The 15,517-nt window shown below is 65.5% G+C and carries 14 protein-coding genes and 1 tRNA gene; 8 read left to right on the top strand and 7 right to left on the bottom strand.

The window, feature by feature from the left end; translation table 11 throughout:
- Positions 1-173: 173 nt before the first annotated feature.
- Positions 174-2,219: a lytic transglycosylase domain-containing protein gene (locus RIN79_RS07650; RefSeq protein ID WP_309084045.1), complete on the top strand. Its 2,046-nt coding sequence runs from the start codon at positions 174-176 to the stop codon at positions 2,217-2,219.
- Between the two features lie 701 nt (positions 2,220-2,920).
- On the opposite strand, the gene RIN79_RS07655 is transcribed toward RIN79_RS07650, so the two are convergent.
- The 3 genes from RIN79_RS07655 to RIN79_RS07665 all read right to left on the bottom strand — a co-directional run bounded on the left by RIN79_RS07655 (position 2,921) and on the right by RIN79_RS07665 (position 5,515).
- A complete protein-coding gene (locus RIN79_RS07655; RefSeq protein WP_309084046.1) occupies positions 2,921-4,063 on the bottom strand; it encodes a porin in 1,143 nt (380 codons plus the stop codon).
- A gap of 396 nt (positions 4,064-4,459) precedes the next feature.
- The gene (locus RIN79_RS07660) at positions 4,460-5,248 is read right to left on the bottom strand and encodes a phytanoyl-CoA dioxygenase family protein (RefSeq protein ID WP_309084047.1); all 789 of its coding nucleotides are present in this window, start codon (positions 5,246-5,248) and stop codon (positions 4,460-4,462) included.
- Positions 5,249-5,424: 176 nt separating this feature from the next.
- A tRNA-Ser gene (locus RIN79_RS07665) sits at positions 5,425-5,515 on the bottom strand.
- Between the two features lie 225 nt (positions 5,516-5,740).
- On the opposite strand from RIN79_RS07665, the gene RIN79_RS07670 reads away from it, so the two are divergent.
- The gene (locus RIN79_RS07670; protein WP_309084048.1) at positions 5,741-8,350 is read left to right on the top strand and encodes a PAS domain S-box protein; all 2,610 of its coding nucleotides are present in this window, start codon (positions 5,741-5,743) and stop codon (positions 8,348-8,350) included.
- A gap of 32 nt (positions 8,351-8,382) precedes the next feature.
- On the opposite strand, the gene RIN79_RS07675 is transcribed toward RIN79_RS07670, so the two are convergent.
- Positions 8,383-8,793: a cupin domain-containing protein gene (locus tag RIN79_RS07675; RefSeq protein WP_309084049.1), complete on the bottom strand. Its 411-nt coding sequence runs from the start codon at positions 8,791-8,793 to the stop codon at positions 8,383-8,385.
- Positions 8,794-8,892: 99 nt separating this feature from the next.
- Between RIN79_RS07675 and RIN79_RS07680 the strand changes: the two genes are divergently transcribed.
- The 3 genes from RIN79_RS07680 (at position 8,893) to RIN79_RS07690 (ending at position 11,414) form a co-directional block, all read left to right on the top strand.
- On the top strand, positions 8,893-9,786 hold the full coding sequence (locus RIN79_RS07680; RefSeq protein WP_309084050.1) for a LysR family transcriptional regulator: 894 nt from the start codon (positions 8,893-8,895) through the stop codon (positions 9,784-9,786).
- Between the two features lie 49 nt (positions 9,787-9,835).
- Entirely contained in the window at positions 9,836-10,951 is a 1,116-nt protein-coding gene (locus RIN79_RS07685; RefSeq protein WP_309084051.1) for a pyridoxal phosphate-dependent aminotransferase, read from the top strand.
- 100 nt (positions 10,952-11,051) lie between these two features.
- Positions 11,052-11,414: a hypothetical protein gene (locus RIN79_RS07690; protein ID WP_309084052.1), complete on the top strand. Its 363-nt coding sequence runs from the start codon at positions 11,052-11,054 to the stop codon at positions 11,412-11,414.
- Positions 11,415-11,565: 151 nt separating this feature from the next.
- On the opposite strand, the gene RIN79_RS07695 is transcribed toward RIN79_RS07690, so the two are convergent.
- The 3 genes from RIN79_RS07695 to RIN79_RS07705 all read right to left on the bottom strand — a co-directional run bounded on the left by RIN79_RS07695 (position 11,566) and on the right by RIN79_RS07705 (position 13,220).
- The gene (locus RIN79_RS07695) at positions 11,566-12,318 is read right to left on the bottom strand and encodes an SDR family NAD(P)-dependent oxidoreductase (protein ID WP_309084053.1); all 753 of its coding nucleotides are present in this window, start codon (positions 12,316-12,318) and stop codon (positions 11,566-11,568) included.
- A 203-nt stretch (positions 12,319-12,521) separates the two neighbouring features.
- Positions 12,522-12,923 carry a VOC family protein gene (locus tag RIN79_RS07700; RefSeq protein WP_309084054.1) on the bottom strand — a complete coding sequence of 134 codons (402 nt, stop codon included), beginning with the start codon at positions 12,921-12,923 and terminating at the stop codon, positions 12,522-12,524.
- A gap of 57 nt (positions 12,924-12,980) precedes the next feature.
- Entirely contained in the window at positions 12,981-13,220 is a 240-nt protein-coding gene (locus tag RIN79_RS07705; protein WP_309084055.1) for a hypothetical protein, read from the bottom strand.
- A gap of 175 nt (positions 13,221-13,395) precedes the next feature.
- Between RIN79_RS07705 and RIN79_RS07710 the strand changes: the two genes are divergently transcribed.
- From RIN79_RS07710 to RIN79_RS07720, 3 genes are all read left to right on the top strand, one after another.
- The gene (locus RIN79_RS07710; protein ID WP_309084056.1) at positions 13,396-14,556 is read left to right on the top strand and encodes an isovaleryl-CoA dehydrogenase; all 1,161 of its coding nucleotides are present in this window, start codon (positions 13,396-13,398) and stop codon (positions 14,554-14,556) included.
- Positions 14,557-14,650: 94 nt separating this feature from the next.
- The gene (locus RIN79_RS07715) at positions 14,651-15,133 is read left to right on the top strand and encodes an AbrB/MazE/SpoVT family DNA-binding domain-containing protein (RefSeq protein ID WP_309084057.1); all 483 of its coding nucleotides are present in this window, start codon (positions 14,651-14,653) and stop codon (positions 15,131-15,133) included.
- Positions 15,130-15,510 carry a type II toxin-antitoxin system VapC family toxin gene (locus RIN79_RS07720; protein WP_309084058.1) on the top strand — a complete coding sequence of 127 codons (381 nt, stop codon included), beginning with the start codon at positions 15,130-15,132 and terminating at the stop codon, positions 15,508-15,510. Before RIN79_RS07715 ends, RIN79_RS07720 begins: the two co-directional genes overlap by 4 nt.
- The last annotated feature ends 7 nt before the right edge of the window (positions 15,511-15,517 follow it).

The raw sequence follows: 15,517 nt of genomic DNA on the forward strand, positions 1-15,517 counted from the left end.
TCAAGGCTGATTCGGCCCTACTATTGCCATGCAATGCCTGCAAGGAGACGCAAGGAAAAGATGATTGGCCCCCAGATAGGCCCTGGGCTAAGCTTGGTTAACGAGAACTTAACCCGCGCATCGTAAAACAGGGGTTGGGCGGATTGCAGATTGAAAGGGTGTTGACGAGACCGATGAAGGCCGCGGCCACCGCGCTTGCACTGACGCTCGCCGTCTCGGCCCAGTCGAGCGCGACCGACGTTCCATCCGACAACGCCTCGCCGGAGCCGCAGGCCTACGCGCCCCTCAGCAGGGCGGCGATGGCCGCGTCCTTCCCGTTTTCAGCCGGCCTTCTGGCAAAAGGCGATCTTGCCGTCCTGAAGGACGGTCTGGAGGCCCTGTCGCGGGGCGATACGTCTGCCGCCAAGCAGGCGCGCGACAAACTGAATACCGCATCTCTCGACCACCGCGTGCTGACATGGGCCATTGCCGCCCAGGGCGACTGGGTTTCGAGCGGAGAAGTCGCGGCGGCTGCCGAAACCCTGTCCGCCTGGCCAGGGCAGGACCGGCTGCGCGCCAATATCGAGCGCGCGCTCTCGCGCGAAAAGGCGGCGCCGGAGGAAGTCGTTGCCGCCTTCGCCAAGGCGGAGCCGACGACCTATCAGGGCAGGCTGGCGCTTGCCCGCGCGCATGCGGCCCTCGGCGACGAGGATGCTGCCCGCGCCGTTCTCGCGCCGCTCTGGCGTGAGCAGAAGCTCGAGCCGGGTACCGAGGCCTCCCTGCTCAAGGAATTCGGCGAGCTGATCCCGCCATCCGATCACCGCCACCGCATGGAGCGGATGCTCTATGAGGAGCGGGTGCGTTCGGCCGAGCGGGTCGCCCCTCTTGCCGGGGCGGAGGCGCTGTTGAAGGCGTGGGCCGCCGTGATCCGCGGCAGCGCGGACGCTGGCAAGCTCCTCGATGCGGTTCCGATCGCGCAGCGCTCGGCCGGCTATTATTTCGCCAAGGCACGTTATCTGCGGCGCGCGGGCAAGTATCACGAGGCCGCCAAGGCCATGCTGTTCGCGCCGCGCCACGCCTCGGCCCTGATTGATCCGGACGAATGGTGGTTCGAGCGGCGCGCGCTGTCGCGCGAGCTTCTCGACCTTGAGGACGCGAAGACCGCCTACCGAATCGCTTCCGACCATGTGGGCGGGAGCGCCGCCAGCCGCGCCGATGCAGAGTTCCATGCAGGCTGGTACGCACTCCGCTATCTGAACGACCCCGACAAGGCAGCCCTTCATTTCGCGCGCATCCCGGCCATCGCCGACGGGCCGATCTCCAAAGCGCGCGGCTATTACTGGCTCGGTCGCGCCGCCGAAGCGGGCGGTCCGGGCGAGGCCACACCGTTTTACGAGCGGGCGGCCGTCCACGGCACCGCCTTTTACGGCCAGCTCGCGGCTGCGCGGCTGGGGCGCACCAGCATCGATGCCGGCGCGCCTGAGCCGACTGCCCTCGACCGCAGGAATTTTTTCGGGCGCGAGGCGGTACGGGCGATCAGGAGGCTGGAGCAGGCCGGCTATGAGCGGTATGCGGACATGCTCTATCGCGATCTGGCAGGAGAGCTTGAGAGCGAAGGGGAGCTCACCCTCCTCACTGTGATGGCCGAGAAGCGGGGCGACCACACCCTGGCGCTGCGCGTCGGAAAGATCGCCGCCTCGCGCGGGCTCGAGATCGGCGCCCTCGCCCACCCGGTCGGAGCGATTCCGGAAAAGGCGTCGATCTCCGGCGCCGGCAAGGCGCTCGCCTATGCCATCGCGCGCCAGGAGAGCGAGTTCAACAAGGAGGCCGTCTCGGGTGTCGGCGCACGCGGCCTGCTGCAGCTCATGCCCGCCACAGCCAAGATGATGGCCCAGAAAAGTGGCCTGCCCTATTCGGCGGCGCGGCTCACCTCAGATGCCAGCTACAATGCCACGCTCGGCGCTGCCTATCTCAGCGACCAGCTCGGCCGCTTCGACGGCTCTTACATCCTGACCTTCATCGGCTACAATGCCGGGCCGGGTCGCGCCAAGACTTGGATGGAGCGCTATGGCGACCCGCGCGGCAAGCCGATCGAGGAGGTGGTGGACTGGATCGAGCGCATCCCCTTCACCGAGACGCGCAACTACGTCCAGCGCGTGCTGGAAAACTACCAAGTCTACAAGATGCGGCTGACCGGCCGCTTCGAAATCGCCGATGACCTCGTGAACGGGCGCGGGTAGGGGGGGCTCCGGCCTGAGAAAAAGTGCCGTCGCCGGCGAGCCGCGCGACCGCCCCTTGTGGCAGGACAATGCCGACTGACCTTTGCCCCAGCTCGTCTTGGCTTCGCCTCGCTAGCTCTCCCCCACTCGCAGGTAGAGGAAAGGGCGCCAAACCTTGGAGTAGACCGCTTCCTCTCCCCCTTCGATCCAAGGCAATCGCGTATGGGGTTCGACCTCCACTCCGATCGGCTTCGCCGACCACCTCTCCCCGGCTCGACGAGGAGAGGAAACGCCGGCCGCAAGGCTCGGCACCCTTCCTCTACCCCACAAAGTGGGGGAGAGGTGTCCCGCGAAAGCGGGACGGAGTGGGGGAAACGCATATGCGACAGCTCTGCTCTTCGATCGGGGAGAGATGCCGGCGCCAAGCATACCCGGGGAGGCGGAGTGTGGGTCGATCCATACCTGATCCCCCCTGTGCGGGTGAGCACCGACCGTCAAAGCGGACGAAATTGCCAACGATTGGCTTCAGCGACGAAGGCCCGGAGTCATGGCTGAGGCCAGGCCGCCCACGCCAACTACCGGAGGCCAAAAGGGGCGTGAAGGGGCGCCGCCGCCGCCGGGTCGCTCATCCCCGTCACGAGAAAAGTCTCGCCCCGCTCTCACAAAAGAAAACCCGGCGGGCAAGCCCGCCGGGTCTCATCAAGCTTGTCTTCTAACCGAGATTAGAAGTCGCGCTGAAGGCGCAGGAAGCCGTGCCACTGCTCCGGATCCTCCACAACACCGCCCGAGGTCAGGAAGGTGCCGTCGAAGGTCGTGTAGTTGATGGCCAGCTTGGCGTTGAAGTTCTCGACGATCGCGTAGTCGATGGTCGCACCGGCGCGGATCGCGTCGATACCGTCAACCGAGAAGGCTTCGCCCAGTTCGTGACCAACGCCGCTCAGGTACTGAGCGCCGATCGACGCCTTGAAGCGCGGGTTGAACTGGTAGCCGATCAAGCCGCCAGCAGACCACTCGGCGCCGGCCCGGAACGGAAATCCGGCAATGTCTCCACCCGTCGCATCGAACACATCGACCGAGTAGAAATTGATGCCGCTTTCGTAGGTGGCGATACCTTCGAGCCAGAGAGCGTCCGTGAGGTTCACCCTTGCGATGGCCTTGGCGGCGAACTCTTCCGCCGTGGCGTCGTAGGCGCCCCACACATTCAGGCCGCCCCAACCCTGGGTGAAGCCGACCTTGCCGACCACATTCGGCGTCCAGTCATAGGCGTCGTCCACCTCTTCGAGGGCGACCGTGGCCTGAAAGCCGTTGGCAGCGTCGAAGGTGTAGCGGATGAAGTGCGCGCGGTCACCGCCGCCAACGTCGAACTCAGCGGAGAGGCCGGCGTCATACAGCGTATCGGCCACGCCCATGGAGAGGCCGCCCAGCGAGATGATCGCCTGCTGAACGCGGGACGTGGCAGAGGTGAGGTTGTAGGAGAGAGCACCACCCTCATTGATCCCGTCGATTTCCAACGGAGATCCGGGAGTGGCCTCGGACTGGAAGCGCAGCTCGATAAAGCCGCCCAGGGTGCCGAGTTCCGTCTCCGAACGGGCGTCGAGGGTGACGGTCGCGCGGGCATACTTGTCCCAGCCTTCCTGCTCGACGAAATCGCCGTCGGAATAGCCCATCTGGTAACGGACATAGCCGCCGATCTTCAGGCAGGTCTCGGTCCCCGGAATGTAGAAGAAGCCTGCGCCGTAAACGTCGCAGACGCGCACATATTCCATCGGCTCCGGCTCCGGAACGACGATGGCATCAGCCGCCTGGGCGCCCGATACGGCTGCCGTGACAGCCGCGGAGCCGATAAGAAGGCTCTTGATGTTCATTTCTGACCTCCAGTCAAAGTTCTAAAGAAAGGGTCTGGGTATCTTTTGCTGAAGGACAGCGTTCCCTGCCCCATCCCCAAGGTTTGAAAAGTTGCGCCCCCGGCGCTCCTTCTCCGCAGCCGACATTACCCATGGCGCGGCGGGGTTCAACTGTCATTGCTACGGGAAGCGGGGTAATCCAGCGCTATGCACGGAGCCTGTTGCACAAAAGCCACGTTTGAAGCACCGGTTTTTCCACTTCGTTAAGCACGATACGCGGATTGACCTTCGGCATCCCGCTCGAAGAGGCGGTTTGCGCCACGATCCATGGCAGTGGCAGGGCGAATCGGGCCCCGAGGAGGCAAATGCATGGCGACCCGGAAGCCGGGGACCGGCGGACGGCCCCGGATCCTTCGGCTACAGCGCCAACCCGCATGCCCGCCGGATGGCGGCCTGAACCGGCGACGGCGGCAACGCAGGATCAAACTCATCCTTCGGCAAAAGCGGCGGCTGCGCCATGAAACGCGGCCGCTTTCCCCGGTGGGGCTGTGCGGCATGAACGAGGAATGGGTGGCACAGATAGACGGTGCCGGCAGAGCCTGTCGCGAGCTCGACTTCGCAATTCTCCGTCGATGCGTATCCCTCCGCCGAGAGCTGCCGCAGCGTCGCGCCAGCGTCCCCATAGGGCAGCAGTTCCCGCGCGATGGTGCGATGCGATCCTTTGCGGATTCTGGTAGGCGCGTCGTCCGGGCCGACATCCGAGAAGAGGAAGAGCATCAGCAGTGCCCGCCCGCTGCTCTTCACATTCACCCGCCACTCCATGAAATCGGGGGAATCGCCGAAGCTCATATCCACATGCCATCCGTCATCCCCCGGCGCTTCCGGTGAGGGAAAACGGATCGGGAAGGTTCCAAGGCCTTGGGGTGTGAGCCAGCGCCCCTCGCCGGCGAGCCGGTCGTAGGCCTTTTGCAGGGTTGGAGTGTTGGCAGCCTCTATGAACGGAGCCGAAGACTTGGATCCGACACGGATGACTGGACGAGTCCAGCTTTGCGGCTCGTCCGGCGAAAGACCGATATCCCGCCAGAGCTCGTCCCTGCATTGCTTTGCAAGCTCGGAGCTGAAGGCGTTTTCGACTTTGACGAAGCCGTCCTCGACGAAGTCCTGGACCTGACGCGCGGTCAAGCCGGTGTGCTCATTTTTGGGCATATACATTCTCCATGGCCCTCGCGTCGGCGAGGGCGTCTTGATCTGATCGGCGCAAGGCGCCGGCACGACTTTCAGCCGTTCAGACCAGAGGGAAGAATGTGCACATGAACATCATGGCCAAGGTGTAGCCAACTCGGCAGGCGTACTCAAGGGCAGTGGTTGCAATCGGCGGGAGATGGCGGAGAGGATGGGATTCGAACCCACGAGGCCCTTTTGGGGCCTACTCCCTTAGCAGGGGAGCGCCTTCGACCACTCGGCCACCTCTCCGGTCGCTCCGCACATAGCCGCAACCCCCCTCGATTGCAAGGCGGCTCGCCGCTGCCGCGGGGAAAGCCGGGACCGGTGCCGGCGTGGCACCTTGCAGCGCTGCGCTGCCGCGGATCGAATCGCCGGCCTTCGCGAAAAGGACCGGCATTGCCCCGAGAAATTTTACCTCCCCAGGAACTAGTGCTAGACAGCGGAGTTTCAGGAAGTTCACCCGAGGCGGGCTTAATGAACAAGAACCAACCCGGGCCTGAGGTCAAAGCGCTGCAAAGAACCCTCGGGTCAGGAGCATTGCTGGAAGCGCTGCCGGTCGGCGTCTATTGCTGCGCCGCCGACGGCACGATCACGCAGTTCAACCGCCGCGCCGCCGAGCTGTGGGGCCGGACGCCGAGGATCGGTGAGACGGACGAGCGCTTTTGCGGCTCGCACAAGCTCTTCCTGCCCGACGGCACGCCCCTCCCTCACGACAGGACGCCCATGGTCGACGTGCTGCGCGATCACGTCCCGGCGCGGGACCTGCGGGTCGTAGTGGAGCGGCCGGACGGCAGCCGCGTCCACGTCCTGGTCAATATAGACCCGCTCTTCGACGAGGACGGCCGCTTCGTGGGGGCCGTGAATTGCTTCCAGGACGTTTCCGAGATCGTGCGGGCGCATGAGGAGCTGCGGAAAAGCAGGGACGAGCTCGACGACTTCTTCGAGAACGCCGCCATTGGCCTGCATGTGGTCGCCGGCGACGGCACGATCCTGCGCGCCAACAAGGCCGAGCTCGAGCTTCTGGGCTATGACCGGTCCGAATATGTCGGCCGGCGCATCACCGACTTCCATGCCGACAAGCGTGCCATTGACGATATCCTGGCGCGCCTGTCGGACGGACAGACGCTCGACCGCTATCCCGCCCGGCTTGTCGCCAAGGACGGCTCCATCAAGCATGTGCTGATCACCTCCAGCGGCCGTTTCCTTGACGGCGCCTTCCAAAGCACCCGCTGCTTCACCCAGGACGTCACCGACATCGTCCTGGGAGCGGACCGCATGCGCGAGAGCGAGCGCCGCTTCCAAAATCTCATCGAAGGGCTTCCGGTCGCGGTCTACACCACCGATGCCGACGGGGTGATCACCTTCTACAACCAGGCTGCCGCGGCGATAGCCGGGCGCGAGCCGCGCATCGGCGTCGACAGGTGGTCGATCATGCACCGGCTCTACACGCTCGAGGGAGAACCGGTGGCGCCGGAGGACTCGCCGGTGGCGATGGCGCTGCGCGAAGGGCGCGCCCTGAAGGGGATAGAGCTCGTCGCCGAACGCCCCAACGGCACCCGCATCCGCTACATGCCGCACCCCACTCCGCTTTTCGATGCCGAGGGCCGCATCAGCGGCGTGGCCAACATCCTCGTGGATGTGACCGAGCGGCACAGGAGCGAGCTCGAGGCAGGGCATCTTGCGGCGATCATCGCCTCCTCCAACGACGCCATCGTCAGCAAGACGCTCGAAGGCGTGATCCGCTCCTGGAACGCCGGAGCGGAGCGCATCTTCGGCTATTCGGCGGAGGAGATCGTCGGCCGGCCAATCACCACGATCATCCCGCCGGAGCTGCACGGGCAGGAGAAAGAGATCCTCTCGCGGCTGCAGCGCGGCGAGCGGATCGAGCATTTCGAGACCGAGCGCGTGACCAAGGACGGGCGCAGGCTCGACATCTCGCTCACGGTCTCCCCCGTGCACGACCGGAACGGGCGCGTCATCGGCGCTTCGAAAGTGGCGCGCGACGTCACCGACCGCAAGCGGGCGGAGAAGCTGCAGCGGCTGCTCATCAGCGAGCTCAACCACCGCGTCAAGAACACGCTGGCCACCGTCCAGTCCATCGCCAACCAGACGGTGCGCCTGTCGCGCAGCCCCGAGGAATTCGCCGCGAGCTTCAGCGGCCGGATCCAGGCCTTGGCCCATACCCACGACCTGCTCACGCGCAATTCCTGGCAGGGCGCCGAGATCCTGCTTCTCGTCAAGGAGCAGCTGATGCTGAACGGGGAGGAGGACAAGAGGATCACCTTTTCCGGCCCCGCGCTCACCCTCGAGCCGCAGCCGGCCCTGCACCTTGCGCTGGTGCTGCATGAGCTCGGCACCAATGCGCGCAAATACGGCTCGCTTTCCGTGCCCGGCGGCCGGCTGGCGGTCACCTGGACGGTCAGAACCGGATCGGGCAGCAGCCTCATCCTAAACTGGCAGGAGAGCGGCGGGCCGGCGGTGGAAGTGCCCACCCGGCGCGGCTTCGGCACCACGCTCATCGAAAAGAGCCTGGCTGCCCATGGCGGCGAGGTTTCCGTCCAGTACCAGGCCGACGGCCTCAGCTGCGAAATCATGCTGCCCATATCGGATCAGGCGCACAGCCGGGACAATTCCTTCGGGCGCATCCAGGCGACCACGTCCCCCCATGCCGACGAGCCGGGGGTCGATTTCGACATTCAGGGCAAGCGCATCCTCGTCATAGAAGACGAATCCCTCATCGCGATGGAAATCGCCAATATCCTCGCGGATGCCGGCTGCATCGTCGTCGGTCCGGCGGCGACCACGGAAAGAGCGAGGGAACTCATCGGCAAAGGCGAGTTCGACGCAGCGCTTCTCGACGCCAATCTCAACGGCCGGCGCGTCGACGAGCTTGCATCGGAGCTCACCCGCCGCGGCGTGCCCTTCGCCTTCCTCACCGGTTACGAGCGGGAAGGCCTGCCGGAAGCGTTCCGCCAGGCGCCGATGGTCAACAAGCCCTTCACCCGCAACGACGCCCTCGACATCATCCACAGGCTGACGGGCAAGGGCGGCGACGTCATCCCCTTGAGGCAGATGACAAGCTAGCCCGGCCTCGCTCCGGGCTGCTCAGCGCTCAGTCAGTCGGCCGAATCGGCGAACGGCGTGTCGGGCGTGCTGACATAGAACAGCACCATGGTGGCGGGGTTCTCCGGGTCGAGATTTCTCCCCGTCATCTTCACCTGCGAAGGCTCCACGAACACCTCCCCCGCGCGGACGCTCACCGGCTCCCGTCCGTCAAGCTGCAGGGTGAAGGTGCCGGTGAGGATATAGACCGTTACCGGGAAACGGTGCGAGTGGCGGGGCGTGCGGTCTCCCGGATCCAGCCTGGCGAAGAGCACGCGGATTTCCTGGCGCGGGTCTGTCGGCATCGCCTCCACGATCTCGCGGTGCAAGGCCGTCAGTTTTGCCGCGCCGGTTTCCCTGGCCGACGTCGTGGTGCCCACCTGAAGCCCGGCGATCGCCTGGGCCGCTTCCATCGTCTTGTGCATTGCTGCCTCCGTTTTTGAACCACCGGACGGTAAACCCGCCCGGGGTCCCGCGGCAGCAGCAAGGTTGCCGAGCGCCCGCGCAAGGATGCATAACAGGCGATGTTCGACTGGAATGACCTGCGTTATCTCCTGGCCGTCGCCCGTCATGGCAGCACGCTGTCGGCTGCCAGATTTCTTGGCGTCAACCAGTCCACCGTCCACAGACGGATCGCGGAGCTGGAACGGCGCGTCGGCCATGCCCTGGTGAAGCGGCACCCTTCCGGATATCAGCTCACCGAATTCGGCAAATCCATGCTGCCGGCCGTGGAAAATGTCGAGGCGTCGATCATCGCGCTCGAGCGGCAGATCCAGTCCTACAGCCGGGAGCTCACCGGCGTCATAAAGCTCACATGCCCCGAGCCGCTTGTCTCACGCATCACCGGTTCGCCGCTCCTCGCCCTGTTCCAGGAGCGCTACCCGGCACTGCGCGTCGAGTTCGTCATGAGCGACCGCTATCTCGATCTTTCCAGGGGCGAGGCGGATATCGCCCTGCGGTCCGGCGAGCCGGAAGACGAAAGCCTGGTCGGACGCAAGATCGGCGATTCCATATGGGCCGTCTATGGCAGCAAGAGCTACGTCCAGCACCACGGCCGCCCCTGGCGCGTGGAAGACCTGGCGGACCACGCCATCATCGGCTTTGACGGGATGCTGGCAAATCACCGGGCGGCAAAATGGCTTTCGGCGGTGGCTCCCGGCGCCAGGGTGGCCGCGACCAACAACAGCGTGCTCGGGGTGCTGATGGCGGTGAAATCGGGCGTGGGCATCGCGCCCCTGCCCACGACCATCGCCGATATGCATGACGATCTCGTCCAGGTGCTGCCGCCTGTGGCGGAGCTCGACCGCGGATGGTATCTGCTGACGCATCCGGACCTGCGCCGCAACCCGAGGATTTGCGCCTTCTTTGACTTTGTGGTCGAGCATCTGCACCTGGTGCGGCCAATTCTCATGGGCTGACCGCATGGGCGTCGAACCTGCCGGTCAGCCGAATTCGGGATTAGGATCCATGAGCGAACGCCCTGCCCTCACCCCCCTTGTCCAGACGCTGCCCGCGACCGTGCCTTTTGTCGGCCCGGAAGCCCAGGAGCGCGCCCGCGGCCGCCCCTTCCGGGCGCGTCTCGGCGCGAACGAGAACGGTTTCGGCCCTTCCCCGCAGGTGGTCGAGGCAATGCGGGCGGCCGCGCCGGAGATGTGGAAATACTGCGATCCGGAAAACCACGAACTGAAGCAGGCGCTCGCCGCCCACCATGGAATAAAAGCCGGGAACATCACTGTCGGCGAGGGCATCGACGGGCTTCTCGGCCTGGTCGTGCGGCAATATTGCGAGCCGGGCGCGCCGATCGTCACATCGCTCGGTGCCTATCCCACCTTCAACTACCATGTGGCGGGATTCGGCGGCCGCCTCGTAACCGTTCCCTATGAGAACGACCGGGAAAACCTGGATGGCCTTCTGGAAGCCGCAAGACGGGAAAATGCCCGGATCGTCTATCTCTCCAATCCCGACAATCCGATGGGCACGTGGTGGCAGGCGGGCGAGGTCCAGCGCTTCATGGAAGCGCTTCCCGAGACTACGCTTCTGATCCTCGACGAGGCCTATTGCGAGACCGCGCCCGCCTCGGCGCTGCCGCCGCTCGATCTCTCGCGGCCGAACGTCCTGCGCATGCGCACCTTCTCCAAGGCCTATGGCCTGGCCGGCATGCGCTGCGGCTACGCCGTCGGCGAGGAAGAGACGATCCGCGCCTTCGACAAGGTGCGCAACCATTTCGGCGTCACGCGGATGGCCCAAGCTGCGGGCCTTGCAGCCCTTGCCGACCGGGCGCATCTTCGTGGGGTGGTAGAGGCCGTCGAGGCCTGCCGGAGACGCATCATCGGCATCGCCGAGGCACATGGCCTGACGCCGCTCCCGTCGGCCACCAATTTCGTCACCATGGATTGCGGCGGCGACGGCGCCTTCGCCCTGAAAGTCCTGCAAGCGCTCACCGAGCGCGACGTCTTCGTGCGCAAGCCGATGGCGCCGGTCCTCGATCGCTGTATCCGCGTCAGCGTCGGGCCGGAGCCGGAGATCGCCATCTTCGAAGCCGAACTCCGCCCCGCGCTGGAGGCGGCGCTGCGGCAATCCTGAGGCTGACCTGCGTCGCATCAAATTGAGCGCAACCTATTCATTCTTCCTTTCAGTCCCGCAGGCACGATCTCCTCTCGCTCAAATTGAGGAGAGCCGTGCAATGATCCGCATCCTCATCCCCTCTCCGGCCGCGGTGGTGTTGACCGCCGCCGCGCTGGTTCCGACGGCAGCGCAGGCCGCCAGCTTCGATTGCTCCAAAGCCACGGAGCCCGACGAAATCGCAATCTGCAGTAACCCCGACCTCTCTGCGCTCGACAGCGAGATGGGGGCGCTGTGGTTCACCTACAGCAAGCTGCCGATGCTCATCGGCGCAAGCGGCGCGCGCCACGACGAGGCGGAGGCGTTTCTGCGCCGCCGCGGCGCCTGTGGTGGCGATACCGCCTGCCTGCATCAGCTTTATGTGGAGCGCATCCGTATGCTCAGGCAGGGGATCGAAAAGAATCTGCCGGGCACGGGCGGATGACCCGGCGGCTTGCTGCGGCACCTTCTTTGAGACGCTGGCAATTGGCGAAACCGATGGCGACGGCCGATCTCCCCCCAGGTGGGGGAGATGGCCGGCAGGCCAGAGGGGCGCGCGACATAGCACCGACCTGAAGGCCTTTGCCGGGCGCACGCTACTGTGCTGTATACCCGCCGTCCACGGGATAGAAACCGCCGGTGCAGAACGAAGCGCGGTCCGAGACCAGGAAGGCGGCGAATTCGGCGACTTCCTCCCGCGTGGCCAGGCGTCCCAGCGGATGCTGGCTGCCGAGCGCTTCCAGCGCTTCGGCCGGCATCTCGCTCATGCGGGGCGTCGCCACATAGCCGGGGCCGATGCAGTTCACGCGCACATTCCTGTCGGCATATTCGAGCGCGGCGCTCCGCGTCAGCCCGATCACGCCGTGCTTGGTCGCCGTGTAGGCGGCGAGCCCCGCCACGCCGACAATGCCGTTGGCAGAGGAAAGGTTTAGCACCGCGCCGCCCCCGCTCCTGGCAATGAGCGGCAGCTCGGCCTTGAGGCTCAGGAACATGCCGGTCAGATTCGTTCCGATCACGGTCTCCCAGTCCTCGAGCGACAGATCTTCGATGAGGGTGCCGCCCGGCCCCGGCGTTCCGGCATTGTTGACGGCGATGTGCAGCCCGCCGAAAGCCTCCTCGGCCAGTGCCGCGGCCTTCCTCATGCATTCGGGATCGCGGACGTCCCCGACGACCGTGAGGGCCCTGTCGCCGCCCGGATCGAGCTCTCTTGCCAGGTCCTGAAGCGGTCGCCCGCCATGGCCCACCAGGACCAGCCTCGCGCCATCGGCGAACAGCCGGCGGGCAATGCTCTCACCGATCCCCGTCGCCGCACCCGTGACAATCGCAACCTTGTCGCTCAAGCCAGTCATCTGATCCACCCTGGCCGTCGTCCCAAATCTTCGCCGAGAAAACCGGACCGGGCCAGGGGAGACAAGCCGAACGGCACGGCGGCTGCGCCCTCTGCTGACACAACGGAGTCAGCAGAGCCAAGATGTCCGCAGGAACTGCGCGCTCGTTCTGAACGGACCCTATTCCTCCGTCCTTGGTGGGACGCACTCCTCCCGCTCGGCCGTTACACCACCACCGTTCCGGGGACCGGCGAGGAGATATCGACGATCGTGCCGGCCGGGTCGCGCAGGAGCAGCCGGCGCTGACCGTAGAAGAGATCGGTCGGAGGCTCCAGGATCTCCGCGCCCATGGCCTTGGCCTGCTCGAAGGCCACCAGCACCTCCTCGACCACGAAAGTGAGGTATCCGCCGCCTACCGGCCGCGCCGCGACGGGCGGAGTCACATCGCTGTTGCGGGCGATAATGCCTAGCTCGAAGCGCGGACCTTCGCTGGGCACCAGCACAATGTACCAGTCGCTCTCATAGATGACATCCATGTGGAGGAGGTTACGGTAGAAGTCCCGCACCGCGCCGAGATCGTCGGCGGCGATATTGTACATGGTGCGGCGGATCTTGGCGCGCGGCATGTCCCTGCTTCCTTCTGCGAATCCGGAATTCTTCTTTGCTGCCGAAGCCGAGCGGCTTCAGCCGAGCTCCTCCTCGCCGCCCGGGCCGAAGCGCCGGTGCAGGATGTCCACCAGCTCGGCCACCTTGCCCTTGGGCATCGGCCGAAAATCGTTCACGAGCGCCTCGTCGCTCATCACCCAGGCATGAGCCTCCGCCAGCTCGCGCTCGGACGCGCCGACGGAAGCGATTTCCGCCAGCAGCGCGTTGTCCACCGGGCCCAATATGCGTCGCACCCCTTCGCTGGTCAGCGTGGCCATGGAACACTCCCTTGTGGTGAGACCCGTATTTCAAATGGTGCGACGGGCGGACAAGTTCCATGCCCGGCCCGGCTTTGGCGCGGGTGCCTCCAACCTAAGCTTTCCTATCGCCGGTGCGGGCGGTAGTTTCGGGCAAATCATTGCCGGCCCCACCGCGTGCCCAAGTGGAGGAAGAATGTACACGAAAACGATGAGCTTCGGCCTCGGCGAGGAGATCGATGCCCTGCGCGACATGGTCGCCCGCTTCGCCCGCGATCGGATCGCGCCACTTGCGACCGAGATCGACCGGAGCAACGACTTTCCCGCCCAACTCTGGAAGGAAGTCGGCGAGCTCGGCCTGCTCGGCATCACCGTCGAGCCGGATTTCGGCGGCTCCGGCATGGGCTATCTCGCCCATGTGGTGGCGATGGAGGAGATTTCGCGGGCTTCCGCCTCGGTCGGCCTCTCCTATGGCGCCCATTCCAATCTCTGCGTCAACCAGATCCGCCGCTGGGGAACGCCGGAGCAGAAGCAGAAATACCTGCCCTCCCTCTGCGCCGGCGAGACGGTCGGCGCGCTGGCCATGTCGGAGACTGGCGCGGGCTCCGACGTCGTCTCCATGCGGCTCAAGGCCGAGAAGCGGAACGACCGCTTCGTCCTCAACGGCTCGAAGATGTGGATCACCAACGGCCCGGACGCCGGCACGCTCGTCGTCTACGCCAAGACCGACCCCGAGGCCGGCAGCCGCGGCATCACCGCCTTCATCGTCGAGCGCGCCATGCCCGGCTTTTCCGTCGCGCAGAAGCTCGACAAGCTCGGCATGCGCGGCTCCAACACGGGCGAGCTCGTCTTCGACAATGTCGAGGTCCCCTTCGACAACGTGCTCGGCGAGGAAGGGCGCGGCGTCGAGATCCTGATGTCCGGCCTCGACTATGAGCGCGTGGTGCTCGCCGGCGGACCGCTCGGCATCATGGCCGCCTGTCTCGACGCGGCAGTGCCCTATGCGCGCGAACGAAAGCAGTTCGGCCAGCCGATCGGCTCCTTCCAGCTTGTCCAGGGGAAGCTTGCCGACATGTACACGACGCTGAATGCCTGCCGCGCCTATGTCTATGCCGTGGCCAGCGCCTGCGACCGCGGCGAGACGACGCGCAAGGACGCGGCCGGCTGCATCCTCTATGCCGCCGAGCGGGCCACACGGCTTGCGCTCGACGCGATCCAGGTGCTGGGCGGCAACGGCTATGTCAACGAGTTCCCCACCGGCCGCCTGCTGCGCGACGCCAAACTTTACGAGATCGGCGCCGGAACCAGCGAGATCAGGCGCTGGCTGATCGGACGAGAGATGATGGGGGAGGACTAGCAGCTCAACCTACAACCTTGCCATTCTACATATAGCATTGACAATATCGCCTTTGAGCGTCATCTTGTCTGGCATGCGGCTCAGGAGGATGTCCATGGCAGCGCTTGAAACTCATCGGATGCGCGAGATCGTCAAGGGATTGACGACCACTTCGGACAAGATCCGAGCTCTTGACGAAGCCGGGTTCGACCGGGCGGACATCGCCCGATTCCTCGACAAGCGCTATCAGCACGTCCGCAATGTTCTCGTAGCCCCTCGGCCGAAGAAGAAAGGCGCCCCCTCTTCCGGAGGGCCGGCCGCGGCGTCTGAGGCGCTGGGCAGCCTCAAAGGCAAGGTGCAGGTCGGCGCCGGCGGCAGGGTGGTTATCCCCGCCGAAATGCGTTCCGCTATGGGTGTGGCGGAGGGCGATACGCTTCACGCGCGTGTGATCGACGGCGAACTCAGGCTGATGTCTCAACCCACCGCGCTGCGCCGCGCCCAGGAACTGGTTCGCCGGTATATCCCGGAAGGCACGAAGCTGGTCGATGAGCTCATAGCGGAGCGGCGAGCCGAGGCCCGCCGCGAGGACGAGGCGTGACCTTCGTTCTCGACGCTTCGGCGGTGCTGGCCTTCCTCAACGGCGAGGCCGGCGCCGAGGAGGCGGCAGCGCGCTTTCCGGGGTCCGCCATGAGCGTGGTGAACGCCATCGAAGTGGGAAGCAAGCTGATGGACCGCGGGATGACCAACGAGGCCGCCTGGGAGGCAATCGAGTTGCTCGACGTCACGCTGGTGGACGTGGATGCCGGCCTTGCCGCGTCGGCCACTGCGCTTCGGAAAAACACGCGGGCGAAGGGCCTCTCTTTGGCCGATAGGGTTTGCCTAGCATTGGCCATACGTGAGAAGCTGCCGGCGGTCACCACCGATCGCCTCTGGGCCTCGCTCGATATCGGCTGCCCCATCGAAGTCATCCGCTGAGCCTCCC

Origin of the sequence: Chelativorans sp., assembly GCF_031180965.1 — a bacterium.
In the GTDB taxonomy this organism is placed as follows: domain Bacteria; phylum Pseudomonadota; class Alphaproteobacteria; order Rhizobiales; family Rhizobiaceae; genus Chelativorans.